Raw genomic sequence first — 25,026 nt, forward strand, 5'->3', positions numbered from 1 at the left:
CGTTTAAAAAATAGACGGTGAGATGCACCGCAGCTGTGCACATCCGCGCCAGCCGATTACACTTGCGGCAACGCCGAGATGCCAGAAACATGCCCAACACCCCCACAGCCACACCCTTGAATGCGAAAATTTGGTCGCTAGCCTGGCCAATGATTCTCGCCAACTTATCAGTGCCACTACTCGGCTTGGTCGACACCGCCGTGCTCGGCCACCTTGCTGACAGCCGTCACCTCAGCGCCGTGGCGATCGGCGCAAGCATTCTGTCACTGTGCTACTGGACCTTCGGCTTCCTGCGCATGGGCACCACCGGCGCCAGCGCCCAAAGCCTTGAGCATAGCGACAGCCTACTAATCAAAGCCGTACTACTCGGCCTGGCGCTCGGCAGTGTAGTTTGGCTGATATCGCCAGCATTGCGGTCGCCCGGCCTGACCTTAATGAATGCAGAGGGCCATTTACGGCCACTGGCCGACAGCTATTTGCAGATCCGCCTAATCAGCGCGCCGGCCGTGCTTGCCAGTTACGCAATCACCGGCTGGCTACTCGGGCAACAGCAAGCACGCTGGCCACTGGCAATTGCCCTGTTTACCAACATCCTGAACATCTTTCTGGATTTGTTGCTGATTGTCGGCCTGAACATGGCCAGTGAGGGCGCCGCAATCGCCAGCGCTATCAGCGAATACGCTGGTTTCACCCTCGGCCTCTATGCCGTTCGACAACACCTTGGTAGCGCCATACGACGGGGCCTGCTCAATAGTCTGAAAAGAGGCATGCCGATGCGGCGCCTGCTGAGCGCCAATGCACAAATTCTTGTTCGCACCGCCGCACTATTATTCAGTTTCAGCTTCTTTACCGCCCAGGGAGCCAAACACGGCGAAGTGATTTTGGCGGCCAACACCATTTTAATGCAGCTCGCACTGGCCGCCGCCTACGGTATGGACGGCTTCGCCCATGCGGCAGAAGCGCTAGCCGGCCGCGCTTACAAACAGGCCGACAGGGGCGCCTTTCTGGAAGTTTGTAAAACCTGTGGCCGCTGGTCATTGTATTCCGCCTTGGCGGCGAGCCTGATCCTCGCCACCGGCAAACCACTCATCCTTTCACTGATGACCAGCATTGCTGATGTTCAGGCCACCGCCAACCACTACTACCCCTGGCTGATCGCGCTGCCACTGCTAAGCGTGGCCAGTTATTGTTACGACGGCATTTTTATCGGGGCGCTGCGCACCGGCGCCATGCAGTACTGCATGCTGTTCAGCGTATTTGTTGTGTACCTGCCACTGTGGTGGGCATGCACGGCCTGGGGCAACCACGGCCTCTGGCTGGCCTTTGCAGCCTTCAATGCCACACGCGGCCTGACGTTGGCCGCGTGTTTCTTCTGGTTATTCTCAGAAAAACACTGGAAGCACAGCACACTCATCGGTAACACTTCTTCTCGATAAAGATGCAAGCACATTTGCTGAATTTCATTAACTTTTTGTGATAAATCAACAAAACCTCATCCAAACAGAAAAACCGGGCGTAACCACTGTTACAAAATTTGTTTCGTTTGGTAGCATGCCTTCCAACAGACATGCACGTACTCTGAGGTTTTTAAAATGAAAGTTTTCCCTCTCGTTGCTCTTTTCACTAGCTTGGCGACTTTTTCAGCGGGAAGCCAAGCGGCCTGCGCCCTGGCCGCGATAATGGGCGCGCCCGCACTGCCCGCTAGCGATACCAACAACCTGGAGCGCCTGGCAGACTTGCGCGACAGCGTTGATAGTTATTTGACTAGCGCCAGCGCGCGCCTGGAGTCTTGCACAGGCTCCGATCCGTTCGTGTATAACTACGCCGTTGATCGCCTTGAGGATTACGCCAGCGCCTTCAATGCTTTAGCCCAACGCCACAACACCCAGATCATCGCATCGAACTAATTGCGCATCAGCGTTGGCGATCGCAGGTCAACGCGGCCGCGGCGTTTTTTATCAACGCTTCGGCCCGCCGCGCTGCGGGGCCTGCCAGCTCCCGCTCTGGCAATACAATGAAGAGTTCGGCGAAACGTTCGCGACCCTCGTTCAGCGGCAGCGGCTTGAGTAACCCGCTGTTGAGCGGTCCTTGAATCACAACTTCAGGCAACCAAGCAAAGCCCACCCCTCGGCACACGGCTTGCACTGAAAAATCGATTCGACTCACCGTCAAGCGCTGCGCGGCCTCGAGCCACCCGGAGTCCCTGCGACGTCGCGCCCCGGAGTCGCGCACCACAACCTGACGATGGGCACGCAGGTCCTGGTAACTCAGCGCCCGGTCAAGCTGGTGCAGGGCATGGTCGCGGTGTGCGACGGCAATGAACCGGACTCTCAGCAGCGGGTCGCCCAAAAAGCCCGGCGGTACAATGCCCGTGATCGCGAGGTCACACCGCTGTTCAAGCAGCGCTTCCTCGGCGCCACTGAGCACCGTTTCCACGCACTCCAGGCGCGTTTCGGGGCACTCTATGGCCAGCTGCTCGAGGCAATCCAACATAGCGGTTTGCGGAAACAGCGCGTCGCTGACAATCCGCAGCTGTGGCTCCCAACCCTGAGCGAGGGTTACGGCAGACGCCTCCACCCGCAACGCCTCATCGAGCAGGGCGCGGCCGCGGCGGTAAAAAAGCTGTCCGGCGTCGGTCAACTCGGCTTTACGGCCCTTTATCTCAAACAGGGCGACCGCCAGTTGCTCTTCAAGCTTTTGAATTGCATAGGTAACGGCCGACTGGCTCTTGTGTAATTTTTCCGCCGCTTTGGAGTAGCTCCCCTCATCCACTACCGCCATAAAACAGTGCCACTGGTCGAGATTCGTTCGAGGTCCGCGCATAATACATCAACTTATTCGATTGTTTAGCCGCTAAAATTGCGCTTTTTAAACAATTAAATCAATAGTTAACTACTCCCATCGCAACTCACCACACGTAGCAACGGGAGGCACCATGCCTAATATTCTCTACATCAGCAGCAGCCTGTCAGGCGAACAGGGACATTCCAGCCAAATGGCACAAGAGTTCATCGCGGGCCGGCGCGCCCAAGGCGAGTCAATCAACGTGATCCACCGCGACCTGCACGCACAGGCATTGCCTCACCTGGACGCACAGCGCTTCGCCGCACTGACCACTGCGCCAGAAAACCGCTCAGCAGAGCAGTCTGCCATCGCGGAACAGTCCGACGCGCTCATTGCAGAAGTCCGCAGCGCCGACGAAATTGTCATTGCAATGCCCCTGTACAACCTGGGTGTACCGTCAACATTTAAGGCGTGGATCGACCATATTGCCCGGGCAGGGGAGACCTTCCGCTATACAGAAAATGGCCCGCAGGGTTTGCTCCATGACCGCCCCGTGCACATTTTTGCGGCCCGCGGTGGCCAGTATGTCGGCACCGCAATGGATACCCAGAGCCCCTATCTGCGCCATATTTTTGGTCTCATGGGCATTGAGTCTATCCACTTCATTTACGCCGAAGGGCTAAACATGGGGCCAGAAACCGCCGACCAAGCCAGGCAGCACGCCCGCGAGACGATGTTTAAACACGCCTCTTAAATTTAGAGTGAGGAGTTAGGTATGACACAGCGAACCGTTACTCGCCGTATTACCGCTCGCGACACCCGCGATGGCGCGGGGGTCAGCCTCAAGCGTAGCCTGGGCAGCACCCCCGGAGATCGCATCGACCCCTTTCTAATGCTCGATGAGTTCTACTCCGACCGCGCAGAGGACTACATAGCCGGTTTTCCCGCCCACCCTCATCGCGGCTTTGAAACCGTGACCTACATGCTCGCCGGAAACATGCAACACCGCGACCATATGGGAAATGAGGGCAACCTCGGGCCGGGAGATGTGCAGTGGATGACGGCCGGCCGGGGAGTGATTCACTCGGAAATGCCTCAGCAGCGCGAGGGTTTGCTGCGCGGCTTTCAGCTATGGGTGAACTTACCGGCTGATGAGAAAATGCGACCGGCTGTGTATCAAGATATCAACTCGGCGCGCATTCCGGTGTATCGCGGTGAAGGTTTCTCTCTCCATCATATCGCCGGAGAACTTGCGCTGCCCAGCGGGAACAGCCTGGGCTACGTTAACGGCGTAGATGGGCAGCAATACAGTACCCAACCGGTCTACGCCGACATCCGCTTTACGTCGACGCAGGCACTTAAGCTTGGCCTGCCTGCTGGTCACAACGCCGCGGTGTACTGCTATGACGGCAGCCTGGAAATCGGCGGGGAGCGTATTTGTGCTGGAACCGCAGCGCTACTCAGCCCCGGCGACAGCGTAATACTTGATGGCGAGCCAGGTAGCGGCGCGCTGTTGATAGCCGGTAAACCCATTGGCGAACCGGTGGTGCAATACGGCCCCTTTGTGATGAACAGCAACGCGGAAATTGAGCAAGCGCTGCGCGACTATCGCGACGGCACCCTCACTGACTAGGGCGGCGTTGAATCGTCGCTCTTTGTCCCCATCTAAACACTGACAGCAGCTTAGCTAGGGGCGTATAGTATTCACAAATGGAGGAAGTACAATGAGCAACAGTATTCGCGTCCGTGACATCATGACCAGCCCCGCACCCTTTGTGCGCATGCACACACCACTGGGGGAAGTCGTCGACACCCTATTGCGCAGCCGGGTTATGGGCCTGCCCGTATTAGACGATAACGACCGCGTTGTCGGCTTCGTCTCTGAACAGGATTGCATCCATTCTATGCTGGTCAGCAGCTACCACTGTGAAGGCGTGCCGAACGTTGACGATGTCATGCACAACGAGGTGCTTGCCGTCGAAGCCGAACAGAATATTGTCGACCTCGCGCAAAATATGGGTAAGAACAAACCCAAACTCTACCCAGTGATTGAAGACGGCAAACTTCTCGGCTTGATTACCCGCAGTGCCATCTTGAGTGCGCTTTGGGAAAACCGCGCGCACTGCGACTCTCAATGACCGCCGCTCAAGCGCTCACCACCGCCGCCCTGTGCGCCATGCTCGGCGCCTGTGGCAGCGGTCAGTACGATCAACAACGAGAGTGGGCCCTGCAAGAGTGCGACAAAATACTCGACCCCGATGATCGCCACCACTGCCGGCAAGACACCCCTCACTACCTGCGCTAACGACTTCGCAACCGGACATCGGAGATCATGGTAAGTCGCATCGCCCCAGCTACACTAGTGCCTATTCATTACCGTTTGATCGTTACAGCCCTCGGCCGCAGCTCTGCACCGAGTCAAACACAAGCTATATAACAACACCGCCGTTCCGCGGTGGACACATGCATCTTGATAAGGAGTGCTACGTGAGCGAAGCCCAATATGAAATCATCGTCTTTGGCGCCAGCAGTTTCGTTGGTCAGATTATCTGCGAATACCTGAGCACCTACCAAAGCGAAGACACGCCCTTACGCTGGGCAATGGCGGGGCGGAGCGAGAGTAAACTGCAGGCAACCCGCGATGCGCTGAGCGGCGAGAAGCCGGACATTATATTGGCAGACTCAAACGACGAGGCATCACTGCGCCAGCTCGTTGAAAAAACCCGTGTTGTTCTCAGCACCGTTGGCCCTTACGCGCTTTACGGCGAGCCTCTGGTAAAGGTCTGCGCCGAGACTGGTACCGACTACTGTGACCTGACTGGCGAGGTGCACTGGATTCGTCAAATGGTGGATCGCTACCAAACCACCGCCCAACAATCCGGCGCGCGTATCGTACATTGCTGCGGCTTTGACTCCATACCCTCCGACCTCGGCGTCCTCTTCACGCAGCAGCAATTCGAGCAACGCCACGGCAAACCGAGCAGCGACATTCGTATGCGCGTGAAAGCTGCCAAGGGTGGCTTGTCTGGCGGCACCTTCGCCAGCTTGCTCAATGTAATGAAGGAAGCCTCCAAGGACCCAGCGCTGCGCAAGCAAATGGCCGACCCCTATCTAATTGCTACCGACGCGTCCTACAGCGCTCGTCAACGCAACCCAGGCCTGGCCGAACACGACCCCGTTACCGAGCGATGGATGTCACCCTTTATCATGGCGGCAATCAACACCCGCGTGGTTCACCGCAGCAATGCCTTACTGGCCTCCAAGTACGGCGAAAATTTTCGCTATGAAGAAACCATGCTCACGGGCAAGGGGCTGTCCGGCCGCCTCAGCGCCTACGGTATTGGTAGCGGCCTGACCGCATTCATGGTTGGCGCAGCGATAAAACCCAGCCGCTGGCTGCTGGAAAAGCTTCTTCCCGCGCCGGGCGAAGGCCCCAGCCCTGAAGACCAACTGAATGGCTTCTTTGATATGCGCTTTTACGCCCTTGAAGACGGCAGCAGCAAACTGCAGTGCAAGGTGACCGGTGACCGCGACCCCGGCTATGGCTCAACCGCCAAAATGATCTCTCAAGCTGCACTGTGTTTGGCGCGCGACATCGATGCCGAGCAATGCGGTGGCGGCATCTGGACACCGGCTAGCAGCATGGGCACCACACTGCAGGGTCGCTTAGCAAGCTACGCTGGATTACGCTTTGATGTTGTGGATGGCTAACGCCATTCCATACAGGGAGGGCGAATATGAAACTGCGCGATATTATGGCCTCACCGGTCGTTACCGTTGAAAGCGACGACCGTTTGAGCACCGTGCGAGAGTTGTTTATGAAGACCCGGTTCCACCACCTGCTGGTGGTGGAAGGCGGAAAGCTTCGGGGGAGTATTTCTCAACGGGATCTTGCCGCCGCCATCAGTCCAAACATCGGCACCATGGCGGAACTGCCTAAAGACCAGGCAACCCTCAATAAACACGCCCATCAGATCATGCGCAGGCAGCTGCTATGCCTGGCACCTGACGACGATGTTCACGCCGCCATTGCCGCCTTTAACCGCAACGATATTGCCTGCATCCCCATTGTGGATAGCGCGCAGCAAACCGTCGGCATTGTCAGCTGGAGAGACATATTACGTCGCGCTGAGGAATGCGGCTTTAACGGCGACTAATGCGCCACTGCATCAGCCAGAGAACGCACCGGCATCGCGCTCACTTACCCAGATCAACGCTTCATCACGCTGAATTTCCGTGAAGTGTTCAATCTCTGCATTGGGCATCCAGTGGGTAATCAGCTGCGCGCCACGGCTGTACCAGCGCGGCTCACCGACCAATGCTGTGCGGGTAATATGTTTGAAAAAGCGCGCGAGCAATCGCATTTCCTTTAGCAGGCCACGCAAGGTGAAGCCTTTGAAATGCTCTAACTCGATATAAATGCCGAGGTATTCCTCGTTTTCCAGCTTGTGTTCAACGGCGTCATAGATTTCCGCCATGTCGTCGTGATTTACCTTGCCAGACACCTTTACCCCAATTACATGGGAAGAAGGTATTGGCAGCAGCTCCAACATCATGTTACCTCCGCGAACCATTTCAGGCGGCCTAGACCGCTTACATAACAGTATAGATAAGCATTACTGAAATGCGTTCCGCGAAGCGTGGATATTACCAATCTCAGTGATCGCGGCGCTCAGGCTTGGCCTTGGGGTCGAGGATGGAAACGACTCTTACTTCATCTTCATGAGCGAGCGGCGCTTCGCCAGCTCGGGGTTGATTAACACGGGTCGGCGGCTCGTTGACCGCGACATCATCGTCGCGGATCGACTCTTTAAAACCACAGCGAATACACTCGCGCACTTGCTCAACCTCTGAGACGCGGTACATCACGGTTTTATCCATCTCAGCGCACTTGGGGCACACCGCCCCCGCAATAAAACGCCTGGGTTTAAACTCCGTTGCCATGCGTGGCCCCTCCTGTATTTACCGCGATGCCGCTGTGCCGCAGTAGCGCGTCATTGGCAGGCTCTCGCCCACGAAACTCAGTAAATAGCAGCGCCGCATCACGCGCACCGCCTTGTTCCAATATCACCTTGCGGAACCGCAAACCGGTATCTCTGTCCATCACGCCGCGCTCTTCAAACAGCGAAAAGGCGTCCGCAGACAACACCTCGGCCCACTTGTAGCTGTAATAACCCGCGGCGTATCCACCGGCAAAGATATGCGAAAAACTGTTTTGAAAACGGTTAAACGCTGGCGGCCGCAACACGGCAACCTGGTCGCGCACCTCAGCCATCAGGGCATCGATTTGCGACTCACTGGCAATATCCGCCTGCATATGCAGACGGAAATCAAACAGTGCAAACTCTATCTGGCGCAGCATCTGCATACCCGACTGAAAGTTTTTCGCCGCCAGTAGCTTTTCCAACAAGGCCTCGGGCAGCGGCTCACCGGTTTGGTAGTGACCGGAGATATCGGGAATCACGGATTTTTCCCAGCACCAGTTTTCCAAGAACTGACTGGGTAGTTCTACGGCATCCCAAGCCACTCCGTTTATTCCGGATACGGCGAGACAGTCTATCTGGCTTAACATGTGGTGAAGACCGTGACCAAACTCGTGGAAAAGCGTCGTCACCTCATTGTGGGTCAATAACGAAGGGCGGTCGGCACTCGGCGGCGTAAAGTTGCACACCAAAAAGGCAACGGGGCGCTGCACGTTGCCATCGCCAAGCATCCGCCGCCCCCGGCAGTCTGCCATCCACGCACCGCCACGCTTATTGGCGCGGGCGTATAGGTCGAGATAGAACTCCGCAATGGTATCGCCGCCACGACGCAGCGCGAAACACTGCGCATCGTCGTGCCAGAGTGGTGCCTCTTGCTCGACAATATCCAGATCGAACAACTCGCCCGTCACCTTGAATAAGCCTTCGAGCACACGCTCCACCGGGAAGTAGGGGCGCAGCTCTTCCTGAGACACGGCGTAGCGGGCCTCCCGCAGCTTTTCGCTAAAGTAGGGTAAATCCCACGCCTCGAGCTCGTGCTGACCCTGTTCGGCGGCGAAGGTCTGCAATGCAATTAGCTCCTGCTCGGCCACGGGTTTACTGGCAGCCGCCAACTCAGACAGAAAATCCAGCACCGCATCACAGGACGGCGCCATTTTACTCGCCAATGACTTTTCAGCGTAACTGCCAAAACCCAACAGGCGCGCTTGCTCGGCACGCAATTGCAATATCTCCACCATCAGCGGGCCGTTGTCCCACTGGGCGCCGCTGGGTGACTGCGCAGAAGCGCGGGTCACGTAGGCCTCGTAGAGCTCACGGCGAATCTCCCGGTTGTCGCAGTACTGCATTACCGGCAAATAACTCGGTATGTCCAAACTCAAGCGATAACCTTTTTGGCCCGCCGCCGTTGCGGCAGCGGCGAGGTTATCCAGCACCGACTCCGGCACACCAGCGAGCGACTCCGCATCAGCGACAAATTTTTCCCAACCGTCTGTGGCATCCAGTACATGGTTGGAGTAGGCGGTCGACAGCTCACTGAGTCGCTGCTGTATTTCACTAAAGCGAGTGGCTTCGTCACCATCCAGAGCAACCCCGGACAGGGTGAAATCGCGCAGCATGTTTTCCACCGCCTTTTGGCGAGCAAATGGTAGCTGCTGAAACTCGTCACTCTCTGACAGCGCCTTCACGCGCTCATAAAGGGGGCGATTCTGACCCATCTCACTGCTGTAAGCCGTCAACAGAGGCAAGCACTTATTGTAGGCATCGCGCCAGGCATCACCGCTGATCACCGCATGAAGGTGGCTCAAGGGTGCCCAGAATTGTTCAATCCGATCGTTGATCTCTTCCAGCGGCTGCATGAGCGATTGCCAGCTGAGCGGCGTATCGCTGGCTAACAGGCCTGCAACATCGGCGCGGCTGCGATTAAGCAGTTCCTCGCACTGGGCGGGATAATCGGCCGGTCGCAATTGAGAAAATTCCGGAAGAGATTGCTCTGCATACATGAATAAGCACTCACATGATCAAAAAAATGAACAAGCCCTAGCTTAACAGATCGCAGGCCCAGGCTGGGCCAGAAAGCATGTTCGCCGACCACCCGGCTCGCTACAATAGATCTTTCGTCAGTGCTTCGAGGATCATTGCAATGGGCTACCGCGCCGAGAACTACACCCGCCGCTTTGAGGGTCATCAACCTCAGTTGGAAGAGGGGGTATTTATCGACCCCAGTGCCGTTGTCATCGGCGATGTCCACATTGGTCGCGACAGTTCCATTTGGCCGCAAAGCACCGTTCGCGGCGATATGCACAGCATTCATATCGGCGAGCGCTGCAGCATTCAGGACAACTGCGTGTTACACATCACCCATGCTGGCCCCTACAACCCCGACGGATATCCTCTGCGCATTGGCGACGACGTGACCGTTGCCCACAGCGTGACGCTGCACGGGTGCGAAATCGGCAGTCGAGTATTGATCGGTATGGGAAGCATCGTCATGGACGGCGCAATTATCGAAGACGATGTCGTGGTAGCGGCCAACAGCCTGGTATCACCTGGTAAGCGGCTTGCCAGTGGTCACCTCTATGTCGGCAGCCCCGCTAAAGCTGCCCGGCCGCTGAGCGAAAAGGAAATGCGCTATTTCTGCTACAGCTCGGCAAACTACAGCAAGCTAAAAGATCGCCACATCGCTGAATTAGAAACTGATAGCGCCGGTGTCGACGAGTAGATAAGCCAGATAGGCAAGGTATACCGTCAACAGCAGCCCGCCCTCGTAGCGGCGGATTTCCGGGGCCCGACGCGGACCGAAGGCAACGAGGTAGAAGCCCGCTGTTAGCATCAACATCAGCGGGTAATCGCGGTCGACGATCGCCATATCAATGGCGCCGGGCGCAATCACACCGGGCAGCGCCATCACCCCCAGCAAGTTAAATAGGTTTGAACCGATCACATTGCCAATGGCAATGTCGTGCTCGCCCTTGCGCGCCGCAGCAACCGACGCCGCCAATTCGGGCAAACTGGTACCAATGGCCACCACCGTTAGGCCGATCACCAAATCGCTAACACCGAATATCTGCGCCAACTCCACCGCTGACCACACCAGCATGCGCGCCGATGCCATCAGTAAAATCAGGCCGACTAACAGCCAGCCCAGGGCAACGGGCAGCGACATATCCTTGGGAATTTCTTCGGCGTACTCGGCCTCCAAGGCATCGCCGCGGCTGTGCTTGGCTTCCCACAGTTGCCGCAACACTACCGCTAAAAACCCGCCCAGTAATATGCAGCCATCAGTAAAACCAAGCTCGCCATCGCGCAGCAAAAAATAGCCGCCCAGCATCACCAGCAGCAGCAGGGGAATTTCTCGGGTTATCAACTTGCTTTGCACGCGCAGCGGGATGTACAGCGCCGTCAGGCCGAGAATCAGCGCAATATTTGTGATATTCGATCCCAGTGCGTTCCCCACCGACAGCCCCGACTGACCGTCGGCGGCGGCCATTGCCGAGACCAGCATTTCTGGTGCAGAGGTACCAATCCCCACCACCAAAATACCTACCACCAGGGTCGACACACCTAAAATCGACGCCGTCGCCGACGCACCGATAACAAACCTGTCGGCACTCCACACCAGAATAACCAAACCAAGGATGAGGGTTGTCAGGATCAACAGCATACAACAAGGGCCCGCAAAGCAATTTTCAGTGAGAAAGGGATTGGCGAATCAACTCAATGACTGGCCGTGTATCAGGGCGAACGCCTCGCCAAATGCAGAACGACTCCGCGGCCTGTTCGACCAGCATGCCAAGCCCGTCTGATACTGCCCACGCGGCTTCAGCAGCCGCCCAGCGCATAAACGGGGTGGGCTCAGCGCCGTACATCATATCGTAGGCACTGCCTTCGTTGCTGAGTATGTGGGAGGGCAGCGGCGGCAAATCGCCACTCAAACTGGCGCTGGTACCATTGATAATTAAATCGAACTGACGGCCCGGCAAGGCTTCGAAAGGCTGCCCACTCACAGGCCCCAGTTCAGCAAACAACTCGGCCAGGGCCTCGGCTTTTTCCAGGGTGCGGTTCGCAACCACCAATTCCTCGGGACGCTGCTTTAACAGCGGGCCGAGTATTCCCCGCACAGCACCGCCGGCGCCGAGCACCAAAATTCGCTTACCCGCCACTGGCCAGCCGAGGTTGTCATTGATATCGCGCACCATACCCACGCCGTCGGTATTGTCGCCATAGATACGGCCGTCCTCGCCACGCGCCAGCGTATTCACTGCCCCTGCGCGGCGCGCACGACCACTGAGTTCGTCGGCAAATTCGAAGGCATCCAGCTTGAAGGGCACGGTGATATTTAGCCCGCGACCACCATTGCGAAAGAACTCCGACGCCACTTCAGCGAAACGCCCCAGCTCAACCTTATGCGCCCGATAATGCAGTGCCTGCCCGGTTTGCTCGGCAAACGCCGCGTGAATTTGCGGGGAGCGACTGTGTTTTATGGGGTTACCAAATACGGCGTATTGATCCACTGCATCCATCATTACTGGGCCAACCAATCCCGAGGGGGCAAAAACTGCGTGTACAGCGCTTGCTCGGCGCTGCCTTCGTCTGGCTGCCAATTGTACTCCCATCGCACCAGCGGTGGCAGTGACATGAGAATGGACTCGGTGCGGCCGCCACTTTGCAAACCAAATAAGGTGCCGCGATCAAAAACCAGATTGAACTCTACATAGCGGCCTCGACGATAGAGCTGGAACGCTCGTTCGCGCTCGCCCCAGGGCGTGTCACGGCGGCGCTCCAGGATGGGGAGGTAGGCATCCGTGTACGAATTCCCCACGGCTTGCATAAAGGCAAAGCAGCGATCGAAGCCGCCCTCGTTAAGGTCGTCGAAAAACAAGCCACCGACGCCGCGCGCCTCGTCGCGGTGCTTCAGGTAAAAATAGTCATCACACCACTGTTTATAGCGGGGATAAACGTCGTCGCCAAACGGCTTGCAAGCGTCAAAGGCCACTTGGTGCCAATGTACGCAGTCCTCTTCAAAACCGTAGTAGGGCGTTAAGTCATAGCCGCCACCAAACCACCAAACCGGCTCTTCTCCGGCTTTTTCTGCCACAAAAAATCGCACATTGGCATGGCTGGTTGGCAAATAGGGATTGAGGGGGTGAATAACCAGCGACACCCCCATCGCCTGGTAGCTGCGGCCGGCCAGTTCAGGCCGGTGCGCCGTTGCACTGGCGGGCATCGAGTCGCCTTGCACGTGCGAGAAGTTTACCCCGCCTTTTTCGATCAGGGCACCGTCGGTCATTACTCGGCTGCGACCCCGCTCCCACTTGTCTTCGGCAAAGCGGGCGCCGCCATCGCATTGCTCAATGGCGGTGCAAATTTGGTCTTGCAGGTCCAGGAGATACTGCTTAACGGCGGCGATATCGATAGTGCTCATGTGATGCTCCTAGGCTGAACGCAGCGTGTCGCCGCTAAGCGCATCGCGAATACAGCTGGGTTGACGGCGGCCACCGAGGCGACCGGGCAAATAGTAGTTTACGGCGCCGGCAAAATACCGCTCGGCCTGTTGTTGGCTGCGAGCGGGCTCCAGTGATGCCGGGTTAGCGGAGGTAGACACCAAACATCCACCCACGGCCTTGCATAGGGCAGCGGTGAGGGGATGGTCAGTCACTCTTACCGCGACGCTGCTAAAGCGCCCCCTCACCCAACTGGGAGCAAAGCCTTCATCGGGAATCACCCAGGTATAGGGGCCGGGCCAGCTCTCTAATACCGCTTCGCGCCGCGAGTCAGGCAGCGGCGCCAACAATGTCTGAAGGCGATCGACGCTGTCGGTAACCAGCAATAGGCCTTTTTCCGGGTCGCGACGCTTTAAGGTGCAAATCCGTGCCACCGCCGCGGCATTCTCTGGCACACATGCCAGCCCCCAGACAGCTTCGGTGGGGTGACAAACGACACCACCAGCACGCAGTAGGTCGGCAGCATAGCGCAATCGATAACGGGATAGTTCTGTCATGATAAGCAAGACCCTGCACAGGCAAAGGCCAGCAGTGGGGCGCCGGCAGCGGAAGACGCGGCAAAAGTACCCAAAGGCGAACGGCTTTGCAACTTAGCGGCAGCGTTGCCAACCACCACTACACTGCTCAACCCAACCCGCCAGCTCTAATTCGCCCAGCGCGCTGAGCAACTCCGTTACCGGCAGGGTACTGCGCGCGGCCAGCTGATCGAGTGTAAGCGGCGCAAATTCCAACAGCGCCAGCAACGCAGGCGGCTCAGCCTCAGGGCTCTCCAGTACGGCACCCGCGAGCCCCGGCGGTAAGCAGGGGAGTTCTTCGACAATGTCCTCTAAGGTCTCGACCAACTTCGCCCCTTGGCGAATCAAGGCATTGCAGCCGCGACTGGCCGGACTATGTATCGAGCCAGGCAAGGCAAATACTTCGCGGTTCTGCTCTAAGGCCTGGCGCGCAGTGATTAGCGATCCGCTTTTGATTGCCGCTTCAATGACCAAAACCCCGAGGCTCATCCCACTGATAATGCGATTTCGACGCGGGAATTGATGGGGCAGGGGCGGGCTGCCCAGAGGGTACTCGGAAAGCACAAGCCCGCCCTCAACCATCGCGTCATAGAGCGCCTTGTTGCGTCGCGGATAGCAGATGTCCACTCCGCAACCCAGCACCGCTACAGACGCTGCCGCTTCCTGCATGGCGCCGGTATGGGCCGCGCCATCGACCCCCATTGCCATACCGCTAACCACCGTAATGCCGTGCGCAGACAAGGCCTGGGCAAAGGCATGCGCATCTTGCTCACCACGGCGACTGGGGCGACGGCTCCCCACCACCGCAATCATAATGCTCTGCAGCAACTCTCGCCGCCCCCTCATAAATACGATTGGTGGTGGGTCGACGATCTCGCTTAGGAGCAAGGGGTAGTCTTCATCGGTCAGGCAAACCAACTCGCAATGAGCGTGCTGCTCCGCCAGTGCGGCGAGGGCATTACTATCGCTTAATACCCCGGCAATACGATCACGCATCGGCGCGCTGAGCAGCTGTTCACTGCGAGCCTCTTCGCCGTAGCGCTGCACGACAAACTGCTGAACCTCGTCCGCAGAAATTTCCGCCAAGCGACGGGGTTGTCCTGCCAGGCTCATTAAGGCGCGCAGTTGCGCAGGGGGGATAGTCAACTGCTGCTGAATCAGCAGCCAAAGAAGGGCATCTGCGTCCATGGTCTGCATCCTTGCCGACAATGGCCCGCGCAGCGCAAGGCTACGCGGGGGAGTAGTTAGGGGTTACGAACTTTGTCGCCAACCTTTAAGGTTTGCTCGGCTTTCAGGACCAGCGCATAGCTAACTTTATCGAACACGCGGAACACCATTAGGATTCCCGCGCGCACGTCTGGTGCCTGCAGGCGCTCGCCCGTCAGGGGGTCGCGAACCATCACACCCGTGGTGTAAATCGCCATAACATCGCCTGCTTCGATCGCATTTCGCTCACCGAGGTTCAAGGTCACCACATCCATACTGCCAATTTGAGTTAAACCACCCTCGACAGCAATGATTGACCCGCGGGTGTCTTGGTCTGGGGCCTGGGGTTCAAAGCGCGCGGTGAGCTGGCGCGACTCCAGCGGTAAAAAGCGGTCGGCTCGGCGAATTTCTTGCGTACTGCGATTCAGTGCCAGGGTGGAGATATCGCCCTCGGTATGCAGTAGGTGGGCGGTGCCGATGTCGATCGCCTCAACCCCCAACAGCTCGCGGCTGCGCGGATCCACATACACTTTACCCCGGCGGTAAATACCGAAATTTTTGGCATCCTCAAAATCGCCGCGACCCAAAATTTCATCGCCTGCACCCGCGACGATATTGCCACGCTTACCCGCCAGCACGTAGGGCGCCGACTCAAGCTCGCCCTCGTCGACAACGCGGCTGCGCGTTAAGAAGGGGGCAATCACATCCAAGGGGATCGCGGGAATCGCATCGCTGACATCGGAAATCCGCATCTGCGGCGTCAATTTCACTACCGCGTCGCGCGGCTCGGGGTTGCGAACCAGCACCGGCTTGCCGTCCACCCACATCAACTTAAGCAGGTCGCCTGGGTAAATAAGATGAGGGTTTTCAACCTGGGGGTTGTAGTACCACAGCTCGGGCCACAGCCAGGGGTCATCGAGGAACATCGCCGAGATATCCCACAGGGTATCCCCTCGTTTCACCACGTAGGTTTGAGGGTGACCGGCTTTCAGTGACAAAACATCACCCGCATGGGCAGCGCTCAGTAGCGCACAAAACAGCAAGCCCAGCACAGTTTTTCTCATAACACTTTCCTTCAAGCGACCTCAGCAAGGGGGTAGCACCCCGGTCGTTCGCGACAATCAGGCATTTCCGCCGTTCTCACGGTATAATAGTCGGCCGTCGCGGCGACTGCATATTGTTATCGTTGTAAAAAGCAGAAGGCGTTGCCACCCTATCCGATACACGGCTCTGCAATTGCGAATACTCTTTATAGTAGCAATAGTTGGGCAACATACACGACAACTTGGTCACAATCATTTATGGCTGTACTAGAGATTCTCGAATTTCCCGATCCGCGCCTGCGCACCGTCGCCAAACCCGTGGAAAACGTCGACGACCGCATTCGCAAGATTATCGACGATATGTTCGACACCATGTACGAGGCGCCGGGCATCGGTCTGGCTGCCAGCCAGGTGGATATACACGAGCAAATCGTCGTCATTGACGTGAGCGAAGACCGCAGCGAACCGCTGGTGTTCATCAACCCGGAAATTACTGTTCTCGATGAAGAAATCTTCCAGTACGACGAGGGCTGCCTGTCTGTACCTGGCTTCTATGAGACCGTCGAGCGCCCCCGCCACGTTCGCGTGAAGGCCCTGGATCGCAACGGCGACGTTTTCGAAATTGAGCCCGAGGGACTGCTGGCGGTATGTATTCAGCATGAGAACGACCACCTGTTGGGCAAGTTATTTGTCGACTACCTGTCGCCGCTTAAGCGCAACCGCATTCGCGGAAAACTGGAAAAACAACACAAACGCAAGGCATAGGAGACGGCAGTGGCCGCCACTTCACAAAAGCTGGTATTTGCCGGCACCCCGGAATTTGCAGCGCAACATTTGAAGGCACTGCTGGACGACGGCCACCACGACATCGTTGCGGTATACACCCAACCTGACCGCCCAGCGGGCCGCGGTAAAAAGCCCCGCCCCAGCCCCGTTAAACAACTTGCCGAGCAAGCCGGAATCAGCGTTTACCAGCCGCTCAACTTTAAAGACCAGGCCGACCGCGACGCACTGGCCGCCCTCGGCGCCGACCTAATGATAGTGGTCGCCTATGGCCTGATCCTACCGCAAGCGGTATTGGATATACCGCGACTGGGCTGCGTAAATGTTCACGCCTCCCTGCTGCCACGCTGGCGCGGTGCCGCTCCTATCCAGCGGGCCATTGAAGCAGGCGACAGCGAAACCGGCGTTACCATTATGCAAATGGCAGCTGGCTTGGATACCGGCGACATGCTGCGCAAAGTGCACTGCGATATTGGCCCCCACGACACCAGCGCCAGCCTCCACAACCGCTTGGCTGAGATGGGTGGTCCGGCCCTGATAGACGCCATTAACCAGCTGGCGAGCGGCACCGCTCAGCCTGAAGTGCAGGATGACGCACTGAGCAATTACGCCGCCAAGATCGACAAGCAAGAGGGCGAGATCAACTGGCAGCGCAGTGCCGCTGAAATAGATCGTCAGATTCGCGCATTTATTCCCTTTCCCGTTTGCTACACCAGCGTCGGTGAAGACCGTTTACGTGTATGGCAGGTGGAGCCTACCCGAGGCGAAGGTTCGCCGGGGGAAATACTCAGCTGCGACAAGCATGGCATCGTCGTCGCCTGTGGCGAGGGCGCCCTGCGACTTCTCTCACTGCAACTGCCCAATGCACGCCAAATGGCTGTCGCCGATGTGCTCAATGGTCACGCTGCGCGCTTCTCGGTAGGCACCGTCTTGGGTGCGGCATGAGCTGCCCTCGCGTTGCCGCGGCGCGCTGCCTCGTCGCCGTCGTCGATGGCCAGTCACTTAGCCGCCAAATTCCCCTGCAGGAAAAGTCGCTGCCGGAAAAACAGCGACCACTTTATCGCGAGCTTTGCTACGGCACGCTGCGGCGCTACTGGCAGCTCGATGCCGCACTGAAGCCCTGCTTTAGCAAGGGCTTGAAGCGCAAAGACAGCGATATACGAATGCTGATTTACATCGGCGCCTATCAGTTATTTTTTACTCGCATTCCCCCACACGCCGCCATCAGCAGCGCCGTGGAAGCCTGTAAAACACTGAAGAAGAAATGGGCGGCCGGGCTGTGTAATGCCATTTTGCGCCGCTGCCAACGCGACGGCGAAGCACTATTTAAAGACCTCCCCGCCGACGCGGCGAGCGCTCATCCCACCTGGTTGTATAACGCGATAACGCGCGCCTGGCCCGAGCAGGCCAACGCCGTGTTCGCGGCAAATAACACCCACCCGCCAATGTGCCTGCGCGTCAACCAACAGCAATATAGTCGTGACGCCTATTTGGCGAAACTAAGCGCCGCCGATATTGACGCCACCACCTGCCAATACGCGCCTATGGGTCTGCGCCTCAGCAGCCCCTGTGGTGTAGAAGCCCTGCCCGAATTTTTTGCAGGCGCGGTGTCGGTGCAAGATGAGGCCGCCCAGCTGTGTACCCGCTTACTCGAGCTGCAACCGGGCCAACGGGTGCTCGATGCCTGCGCTGCCCCCGGCGGTAAAAGCGGCGCCATTTTGGAGGCGGAACCGGCGCTACAGGAACTGGTAGCCCTGGATATTGATGAGGGACGCTTAGAGCGCGTGGCCGACAATCTGCAGCGCCTGGGCCTTCGCGCCCACTACCAAGTGGCGGATGCCGCAGACCCCCAAGCCTGGTGGGATGGCCAAACCTTCGATCGCATTTTGCTTGATGCCCCCTGCAGCGCCACCGGTGTGTTGCGCCGCAACCCCGATATTCGCTTGCACCGTCGCGCCAGTGATATTCCCGAGTTGGTTAGCTTGCAGCGCCGCATTCTGGATGCCATGTGGCAGTGCCTGGCACCGGGTGGCATATTGGTTTACGCCACCTGCTCGGTACTGCCAGAAGAAAACGAGCAACAGATCGCGGACTTTTTGCAGCGCCACGACGACGCCCACAGTGCAGCATTGGATGTGGCGTGGGGCATAGATAGAAAAGTCGGTCGTCAGCTACTCCCTTCAAATGAGGGTGCCGATGGCTTCTTCTACGCTAAGCTAGTAAAAGCAGCGGCAACAGGGCATTAACCCTTGAGCCCGAGCGGCTAAACAACGCACAATTGGCGCATATTCTGCGGCGGCGACAAGACAGACATGAAAATCATTATTCTCGGTGCCGGCCAAGTCGGCGGCACACTGGCTGCCAACCTGGCCAGTGAGCACAACGATATTACCGTTGTCGACCAAGATCAGGATCGTTTGCGAGAGCTGCAAGACCGGCTGGATATCGGCACGGTGTGTGGCTCAGCCTCCCACCCGGACATACTCGACCGCGCCGGGGCCGAAGACGCGGATCTGCTGATCGCCGTGACCAGCAGCGACGAAATCAATATGGTCGCCTGCCAAGTTGCCGCAACGCTTTACCGCACACCGACGAAGATCTCGCGCATACGCTCTAGCTCCTATACCAGCCAGTCGAAATTGTTCGGCAGCGACGCTATTCCCATCGATGTTTTTATCAGCCCGGAAGAGCTGGTTTGCCGCTATATAAAACGTCTGCTGCAATACCCCGGTGCCCTGCAGGTGCTGGACTTCGCCGACGGCAAGGTGCAATTGGTCGCCGTTAAGGCCTATTACGGCGGCCCGCTGGTTGGCAACGAGTTGGCGACAATCCGCGAGCACATGCCTCAGATCGACACGCGTGTGGCGGCAATCTTCCGCCGCGGGAATGCCATCGTCCCCAGCGGTACAACCGTTGTTGAAGCCGGTGACGAAGTGTTCTTTATTGCCGCCAAGAAGAACGTTATGCCGGTAATGAGCGAGCTGCGGCGGGTAGATACACGCTACAAGCGCCTGATTATTGCCGGCGGCGGCAACATTGGTGAGCGGCTGGCCAGTGCCGTAGAGAGCCGCTACAACGTTAAAATTATCGAGCGCAGCTACGATCGCTGTCGCACCCTGTCAGAGCAGTTGCGCAAGGCCATTGTGCTGCACGGCAGCGCCTCGGACCACGAATTACTGGCCCAGGAAAATATCGAAGAAACCGATGTTTTTCTCGCGCTGACCAATGACGACGAGGCCAACATTATGTCGTCGCTGCTGGCCAAGCGCATGGGTGCGAAAAAAGTCGTCACCCTGATCACCAACCCCGCCTATGTGGAGCTGGTGCAGGGCGGCGAGATCGATATTGCGATTTCCCCGCAGCAAATCACCATCGGCAGCCTGCTTACCCACGTTCGTCGCGGGGATATTTACAACGTTCACTCACTGCGGCGCGGCGCGGCGGAGGCGTTGGAAATTATTGCCCACGGTGACAGCCGCTCCTCCAAAGTAGTGGGCCGTCGGCTAGACGAAATAGACCTGCCCGAAGGCGTAACGATTGGCGCCATCGTTCGCGGCGACGAGGTGCTTATTGCCCACAGCCACCTGACGGTAGCCAGTGAAGACCACCTGATCCTGTTCCTGGTGGATAAAAGCAAAATTAAGGCGGTGGAAAAGCTATTCTCCGTCGGCTTCACCTTCTTCTAAACGAGACCGCGCATGCACCTGATCACGATAAGTCGCATTATCGGCATGTTGCTCATGGTATTTAGCCTGACCATGGCGCTGCCCGCGGCGCTGGCGGCGATCTATCAAGACGGTGCACTGCACGCCTTCGGTTACGCCTTTGCACTCACCTTTAGCGTCGGGCTGGTGCTGTGGCTGATCAGCCAGGGCAAGCAGCCCGACCTCGGCATTCGCGATGGTTTTTTGGTGGTGTCGCTATTCTGGACGGTACTGGGCGTTTTTGGCTCGCTGCCGTTCTTCCTTGCCGACAATCCGGGCCTGTCCTTTAGCGCGGCGGTATTTGAGTCGATCTCCGGGTTAACCACCACCGGGGCAACGGTAATCGTTGGGATCGATGAACTGCCAGTGTCGGTATTGTTTTATCGACAATTTCTCCAGTGGCTGGGGGGCATCGGTATCATCGTTATCGCCGTGGCGATCCTGCCGATACTCGGCATCGGGGGCATGCAGCTCTACCGCGCAGAAACACCCGGGCCGGTGAAGGATAACAAGCTGACGCCACGTATTACCGGCACCGCGAAAGTGCTGTTCCTGATGTATGTGGCGCTAACGGCAAGCTGCGGGCTGGCCTACTGGCTGGCGGGGATGACACCCTTTGATGCGATCTGCCACGCTTTCTCCACGGTGGCCATCGGCGGCTTTTCAACCCACGATGCCAGCATGGGCTTTTTCGACAGCCCGTTAATTTTGATGATTTGCAGCGTGTTCATGCTGTTGTCCGGCATGAGCTTTGCCATCCACTTCCACGCCTGGCGCGCGCGCAGCCCCCGCACCTATTTAATGGACTCTGAAACCAAGTTCTACCTTGGTGTAATGGCGACCGCCACGGTTTCTGTGTGCGGCTACCTATTACTGAGCGGCACCCAGGACTTGCCCGATAGCGTGGTGAACGGCATTTTCCACACCGTTTCTATTGCGACGACGACAGGGTTTGGCGCCGACGACTTCTCGGTTTGGCCCAGCTTCTTGCCAATCGGCTTGTTGATGCTGTCGTTTATTGGTGGCTGCGCCGGTTCAACTGGCGGTGGTATGAAGGCGGTCAGGATCATGCTGGTCGCCAAACAGGGGATTCGAGAGCTCAAGCAGCTGATTCACCCCAGCGCCGTGATTCCATTGAAGATCGGTTCACAGCGCGTAGAGGCCAAGGTCGTCAGCGCCGTGTGGAGTTTTGTCGGTGTGTATTTGATCTCTTTTATGGGCATCACGCTGGCAATGATGGCCTGCGGCCTCGACTTCTTGTCGGCGTTCTCGGCAACAGCCGCGTCGATCAATAATATGGGCCCTGGCCTCGGCGAAGTCGCCGCGAATTACAGCACTGTTAGCAACACCGGCAAATGGATTCTCTGCTATGCCATGTTGCTGGGGCGGCTGGAAATATTCACGTTGCTAGTATTGTTGTTACCGGCTTTTTGGCGCCGCTAATGTCCCGGCAAAAGTGGCAACAACGCTATACCGACGCCAGGCTGCCTCAACCGCCGTGCTGGCTGCTCAATACCTACAGCCACTGGCTGCCCGACAGAGGCTACGGCCTGGATGTCGCCTGCGGCCTGGGTGGCAATGCAGTGGCACTCGCCAGGGCTGGGCTGGCGGTCGACGCCCTCGACTACGCAGACAACGCCGTAGACAAGCTCAACGACTATGCACGCAGTGAGCAGCTGTCGATTAGCGCCAAATGGGAAGACCTGGAATCGCAGGGCCTCAACGCTGAGCGGCGCTACGATGTTATTGTGGTGAGTTACTATTTGCACCGGCCGCTATTGGCTCAATTGGCTGACGCCCTCGCTCCCGGCGGACTATTGTTCTACCAAACCTTTAATTCGCGCCGCCCGGCGCTCCGCGGCCCAAGCAACCCGGATTTTTTGCTCGGCGAGGGCGAACTGAGCCGCGCCTACGCCGGCCTCGAAACACTGCTGCACCGCGAAGACCTCGACTTGCGAGGCCCCGAGCACGCGCTGCAGACCGGCTATATCGGCCGCAAACCCGCCACTATTCGCTAAGGCGCAATACCTCAACGGTCTTTTCGGCAATCTCGGCCTCCGTCCACGGGAATTTGATCCAGTTTTTGGCCGAGTAAGCTTCCGTCATATTTTGGTAGTAAGGCGACGCCGGATCGGTCGATTGCGAATAGGTGATAAAGCCTTCGGCCTTGGGCGTGCCCTCCGCATCCCAAGTCACGGTCTGCACATAGCTGTTGCCATAGGTGACGTCATACGCACCATCTTGCAAGTCCCCTTCACTGCCGGCAATGGTAAATGAACCGGCAAAGCTCTCACCGCCAAAGATGGGAATTTCCTGCTCGTGGACGCCTGATCGCTGTATATCCCGAATGGCGGCAGTCTCGCTCACCCCCGCACTTTGCAGCGCCTGCACAGCATCGGCAAAGGCCCGGGCAATATCCGGGTTCAGCACATTGAGACCTCGAGGGGTATTCACCGGATCGTCGGCCGAGAAGGGCGTGGTCCAGCGCAGCGCAGCGGGAATCGAACTGGCGTTAACACCGCGCCAAAACTCTCGCCAAATATGACCGCCGACCGAATCGAGATTATTTTTACCATCCCAGGCCGACAGCACCGAACAGGCCTGGCTGATATCAACAGGTCCGCTGCTGCCGAGCAAGGTCGGCAACTGGCAGTAGCTATCCAACACCGCCTGCCGACCCAGCTCCGCCGAATACACAGCACTATCGAGCGCCACGGTTTGCAGCAAGTCTGGTGTAAAGCGGTTGCCCGGCAGCGCGTCACTGCCTTCTAAACGACGCTGAACCTGCAGCATGCACAGTCGCGTACGCAACGTTCGCTCGGCACCCTCATCGCCAATGATGGCAGCAAAGCCGGTCAGTGGCTGCGCCGGGTTGCTCAGCCAGTAGCTGTCGTTGCAATTGTGAACCCAGTCATTGCGCTCCAGCGACGGCAAATTAGCGGGCCCGAAAATACCCGGCGCCGGCGCATCCGGGTCAGTATCCCATTCACAGGCTGCCCGCGACCCATCGAGTATGGGCAAACCCGGCAGCAGCGCCCCCAGCGCCGTTTGCAGCGGCTGGGCACCACAACTCTGCACCTTGCTGTCGGGCACATTAGGCACCACCGTAATATCGCCATAGTACGCGGGCTTGCCCGGCCCTGTCGCCGTTGTATTCACCCACGGCACACCCAGCACACTGCCGTGTAAATCGACAAATTCCTCGTAACTTTGCGCGCGATTCCAGCGGAAGAACTGGTTGATTAGGCGGTTGTTCTCAGCATTGGCATCGCGCAGGGTATAAGCCTTAGCAGGTGACCATTCCAACACCGGCACGCCGGAAACGGCCAGCTCGAGCATGGGGCCGAAGTGCGAGCGGTACAAGGTTCGCGTTTCACTGCCCAAGGTACCGTCACCCTCGAGAATAGGGACGGTTATTTCGCTGGCTTCCATATCGCGAAGCTCCCCCTCATAGAAGTACTGAGTGGGATCAGCGGGATTCAGGGTAAGCTCGTAAAAAGTAAAGCGGTATGCGGTAGACACCGTGTGGCTCCAGGCAACATGTTGGTTGAAGCCAATTAACGCTGCCGGAACACCGTAAAGCGACGCCCCCATAATCTCGGCATCGGGCAGTTGCATATGTGCCAGATACAAGCGCTCAGTACCCTCCCAGGGAAAGTGAGGATTCACTAACAGCATGGATTCATCAGTGCTGGCCTCGGCGCCCAAGGCATACATATTGCTGGCAAAAGGCTGCTCACCTGCCAGCGGCATCTCAGAGGGGTCCAGCGCAGAGATTGCAGGAATGCTGATCGGTAGTGGCAGGTTATCGGGGGAGGGTGGCGCGGCATTGGCCACCTCGCTCACAAATACCGACGACGACGCCAAAATAGACAAGCGGAAATAGCGGCGGTAGAGGTCATCAACGCTGATTTCCGTCAGCCACGCGGCATCGCGACAGGCGAGGTGGCGGCCACTGTGTTCGCCCGACTTCAGCTCCCTCAGGTAGCGATTGTAACCGGCAACAAAGCCGCGGGTTGCCTCGACGACCTCTGGGTCACTGTTTGCTTTGATCGGCGCAATCGCCTCATCAGTCGCCACCGCCCGCCAAAAGAAGTCCGAGTCGACATTCGACGCCGTCGAGCCGTTAGGAATAATGGTATAGCTGCCGTCGCGACCGAGGTATTGGGCGCGCTCACCGCGAATGGTCATCAAGTCCTCGGCCAGCACGCAAATATTGTCCTGCGCATGCACATAGCCGTAGCCATAACCCATGCTGGCGTAATTGTCGGCCTTAATGTGGGGAATGCCGTGCTCGCTGCGCCTCACTTCAACATCGTATTGCTTCGCCTCGCCCTGGCCACCCCCGGAGCTACTGCCGCTACTTCCGCCGCCGCAGGCAGTGAGCAGAACCACGGCGCTCAGCACGGCGCCTTTCATAATTTGATGGGAGTGAATCATCCTTAGCCTCGTTTACAGCAGATTTATCGTTATTGGGCGACACTAATACCCTATTATCAATAAATGCG

The 25,026-nt window shown here is 57.8% G+C and carries 26 protein-coding genes; 15 read left to right on the top strand and 11 right to left on the bottom strand.

The window, feature by feature from the left end; translation table 11 throughout:
- Positions 1 to 89: 89 nt before the first annotated feature.
- Positions 90 to 1,436, top strand: a complete 1,347-nt coding sequence (locus B3K78_RS09805) for an MATE family efflux transporter (RefSeq protein ID WP_286695295.1) — start codon at positions 90 to 92, stop codon at positions 1,434 to 1,436.
- 156 nt (positions 1,437 to 1,592) lie between these two features.
- Entirely contained in the window at positions 1,593 to 1,907 is a 315-nt protein-coding gene (locus B3K78_RS09810) for a hypothetical protein (protein WP_286695296.1), read from the top strand.
- A gap of 7 nt (positions 1,908 to 1,914) precedes the next feature.
- On the opposite strand, the gene B3K78_RS09815 is transcribed toward B3K78_RS09810, so the two are convergent.
- Positions 1,915 to 2,823 (bottom strand): LysR family transcriptional regulator, encoded by a 909-nt coding sequence (locus B3K78_RS09815; protein ID WP_286695297.1) that lies wholly within the window; start codon positions 2,821 to 2,823, stop codon positions 1,915 to 1,917.
- A gap of 112 nt (positions 2,824 to 2,935) precedes the next feature.
- Here B3K78_RS09815 and B3K78_RS09820 point away from each other — a divergent pair, with 112 nt between their 5' ends.
- From B3K78_RS09820 to B3K78_RS09845, 6 genes are all read left to right on the top strand, one after another.
- Positions 2,936 to 3,538 carry an FMN-dependent NADH-azoreductase gene (locus B3K78_RS09820; RefSeq protein ID WP_286695298.1) on the top strand — a complete coding sequence of 201 codons (603 nt, stop codon included), beginning with the start codon at positions 2,936 to 2,938 and terminating at the stop codon, positions 3,536 to 3,538.
- Between the two features lie 21 nt (positions 3,539 to 3,559).
- Positions 3,560 to 4,417, top strand: a complete 858-nt coding sequence (locus tag B3K78_RS09825) for a pirin family protein (RefSeq protein WP_286695299.1) — start codon at positions 3,560 to 3,562, stop codon at positions 4,415 to 4,417.
- 91 nt (positions 4,418 to 4,508) lie between these two features.
- Entirely contained in the window at positions 4,509 to 4,922 is a 414-nt protein-coding gene (locus B3K78_RS09830; RefSeq protein ID WP_036255781.1) for a CBS domain-containing protein, read from the top strand.
- Entirely contained in the window at positions 4,919 to 5,089 is a 171-nt protein-coding gene (locus B3K78_RS09835) for a hypothetical protein (RefSeq protein WP_154653844.1), read from the top strand. Before B3K78_RS09830 ends, B3K78_RS09835 begins: the two co-directional genes overlap by 4 nt.
- A gap of 182 nt (positions 5,090 to 5,271) precedes the next feature.
- Entirely contained in the window at positions 5,272 to 6,495 is a 1,224-nt protein-coding gene (locus tag B3K78_RS09840; RefSeq protein WP_286695300.1) for a saccharopine dehydrogenase family protein, read from the top strand.
- Between the two features lie 26 nt (positions 6,496 to 6,521).
- Positions 6,522 to 6,941 carry a CBS domain-containing protein gene (locus B3K78_RS09845; protein WP_286695301.1) on the top strand — a complete coding sequence of 140 codons (420 nt, stop codon included), beginning with the start codon at positions 6,522 to 6,524 and terminating at the stop codon, positions 6,939 to 6,941.
- A gap of 12 nt (positions 6,942 to 6,953) precedes the next feature.
- On the opposite strand, the gene B3K78_RS09850 is transcribed toward B3K78_RS09845, so the two are convergent.
- From B3K78_RS09850 to B3K78_RS09860, 3 genes are all read right to left on the bottom strand, one after another.
- Positions 6,954 to 7,340, bottom strand: coding sequence for a SpoIIAA family protein (locus tag B3K78_RS09850; protein ID WP_161624243.1), 387 nt, complete (start codon positions 7,338 to 7,340; stop codon positions 6,954 to 6,956).
- 100 nt (positions 7,341 to 7,440) lie between these two features.
- The gene (locus tag B3K78_RS09855) at positions 7,441 to 7,728 is read right to left on the bottom strand and encodes a YheV family putative zinc ribbon protein (RefSeq protein WP_027873422.1); all 288 of its coding nucleotides are present in this window, start codon (positions 7,726 to 7,728) and stop codon (positions 7,441 to 7,443) included.
- The gene (locus B3K78_RS09860; protein ID WP_286695302.1) at positions 7,712 to 9,766 is read right to left on the bottom strand and encodes a M3 family metallopeptidase; all 2,055 of its coding nucleotides are present in this window, start codon (positions 9,764 to 9,766) and stop codon (positions 7,712 to 7,714) included. The genes B3K78_RS09855 and B3K78_RS09860 overlap by 17 nt, the downstream gene beginning before the upstream one ends.
- Positions 9,767 to 9,906: 140 nt before the next feature.
- On the opposite strand from B3K78_RS09860, the gene B3K78_RS09865 reads away from it, so the two are divergent.
- Positions 9,907 to 10,485 carry a gamma carbonic anhydrase family protein gene (locus B3K78_RS09865; protein ID WP_286695303.1) on the top strand — a complete coding sequence of 193 codons (579 nt, stop codon included), beginning with the start codon at positions 9,907 to 9,909 and terminating at the stop codon, positions 10,483 to 10,485.
- On the opposite strand, the gene B3K78_RS09870 is transcribed toward B3K78_RS09865, so the two are convergent.
- The 6 genes from B3K78_RS09870 to B3K78_RS09895 all read right to left on the bottom strand — a co-directional run bounded on the left by B3K78_RS09870 (position 10,453) and on the right by B3K78_RS09895 (position 16,052).
- Complete coding sequence (locus B3K78_RS09870; protein ID WP_286695304.1) at positions 10,453 to 11,427, bottom strand: calcium/sodium antiporter; 975 nt, start codon at positions 11,425 to 11,427, stop codon at positions 10,453 to 10,455. The genes B3K78_RS09865 and B3K78_RS09870 overlap by 33 nt on opposite strands.
- Positions 11,428 to 11,452: 25 nt before the next feature.
- On the bottom strand, positions 11,453 to 12,286 hold the full coding sequence (gene aroE / locus B3K78_RS09875; RefSeq protein WP_204995031.1) for a shikimate dehydrogenase: 834 nt from the start codon (positions 12,284 to 12,286) through the stop codon (positions 11,453 to 11,455).
- A gap of 2 nt (positions 12,287 to 12,288) precedes the next feature.
- A complete protein-coding gene (gene hemF / locus B3K78_RS09880) occupies positions 12,289 to 13,188 on the bottom strand; it encodes an oxygen-dependent coproporphyrinogen oxidase (protein ID WP_286695305.1) in 900 nt (299 codons plus the stop codon).
- A gap of 9 nt (positions 13,189 to 13,197) precedes the next feature.
- Positions 13,198 to 13,764: an L-threonylcarbamoyladenylate synthase gene (locus tag B3K78_RS09885; protein ID WP_286695306.1), complete on the bottom strand. Its 567-nt coding sequence runs from the start codon at positions 13,762 to 13,764 to the stop codon at positions 13,198 to 13,200.
- A gap of 93 nt (positions 13,765 to 13,857) precedes the next feature.
- Positions 13,858 to 14,970 carry a DNA-processing protein DprA gene (gene dprA, locus B3K78_RS09890; protein ID WP_286695307.1) on the bottom strand — a complete coding sequence of 371 codons (1,113 nt, stop codon included), beginning with the start codon at positions 14,968 to 14,970 and terminating at the stop codon, positions 13,858 to 13,860.
- A 56-nt stretch (positions 14,971 to 15,026) separates the two neighbouring features.
- Complete coding sequence (locus tag B3K78_RS09895; protein ID WP_286695308.1) at positions 15,027 to 16,052, bottom strand: LysM peptidoglycan-binding domain-containing protein; 1,026 nt, start codon at positions 16,050 to 16,052, stop codon at positions 15,027 to 15,029.
- Between the two features lie 237 nt (positions 16,053 to 16,289).
- Between B3K78_RS09895 and def the strand changes: the two genes are divergently transcribed.
- The 6 genes from def (at position 16,290) to B3K78_RS09925 (ending at position 22,536) form a co-directional block, all read left to right on the top strand.
- The gene (def, locus tag B3K78_RS09900) at positions 16,290 to 16,796 is read left to right on the top strand and encodes a peptide deformylase (RefSeq protein ID WP_204994905.1); all 507 of its coding nucleotides are present in this window, start codon (positions 16,290 to 16,292) and stop codon (positions 16,794 to 16,796) included.
- Positions 16,797 to 16,805: 9 nt separating this feature from the next.
- Positions 16,806 to 17,759: a methionyl-tRNA formyltransferase gene (gene fmt / locus B3K78_RS09905; RefSeq protein WP_286695309.1), complete on the top strand. Its 954-nt coding sequence runs from the start codon at positions 16,806 to 16,808 to the stop codon at positions 17,757 to 17,759.
- On the top strand, positions 17,756 to 19,060 hold the full coding sequence (rsmB, locus tag B3K78_RS09910) for a 16S rRNA (cytosine(967)-C(5))-methyltransferase RsmB (protein ID WP_286695310.1): 1,305 nt from the start codon (positions 17,756 to 17,758) through the stop codon (positions 19,058 to 19,060). The genes fmt and rsmB overlap by 4 nt, the downstream gene beginning before the upstream one ends.
- Before the next feature lie 66 nt (positions 19,061 to 19,126).
- Positions 19,127 to 20,500 (top strand): Trk system potassium transporter TrkA, encoded by a 1,374-nt coding sequence (gene trkA / locus B3K78_RS09915; protein WP_204994908.1) that lies wholly within the window; start codon positions 19,127 to 19,129, stop codon positions 20,498 to 20,500.
- Between the two features lie 12 nt (positions 20,501 to 20,512).
- A complete protein-coding gene (locus tag B3K78_RS09920) occupies positions 20,513 to 21,961 on the top strand; it encodes a TrkH family potassium uptake protein (RefSeq protein WP_204994909.1) in 1,449 nt (482 codons plus the stop codon).
- Positions 21,961 to 22,536 (top strand): class I SAM-dependent methyltransferase, encoded by a 576-nt coding sequence (locus B3K78_RS09925; RefSeq protein ID WP_286695311.1) that lies wholly within the window; start codon positions 21,961 to 21,963, stop codon positions 22,534 to 22,536. Before B3K78_RS09920 ends, B3K78_RS09925 begins: the two co-directional genes overlap by 1 nt.
- Here B3K78_RS09925 and B3K78_RS09930 read toward each other — a convergent pair.
- Positions 22,526 to 24,958 (bottom strand): penicillin acylase family protein, encoded by a 2,433-nt coding sequence (locus B3K78_RS09930; protein WP_286695312.1) that lies wholly within the window; start codon positions 24,956 to 24,958, stop codon positions 22,526 to 22,528. The genes B3K78_RS09925 and B3K78_RS09930 overlap by 11 nt on opposite strands.
- Positions 24,959 to 25,026: the final 68 nt, after the last annotated feature.

It is taken from the genome of Spongiibacter sp. UBA1325 (genome assembly GCF_002306875.1).
Classification (GTDB): domain Bacteria; phylum Pseudomonadota; class Gammaproteobacteria; order Pseudomonadales; family Spongiibacteraceae; genus Spongiibacter; species Spongiibacter marinus.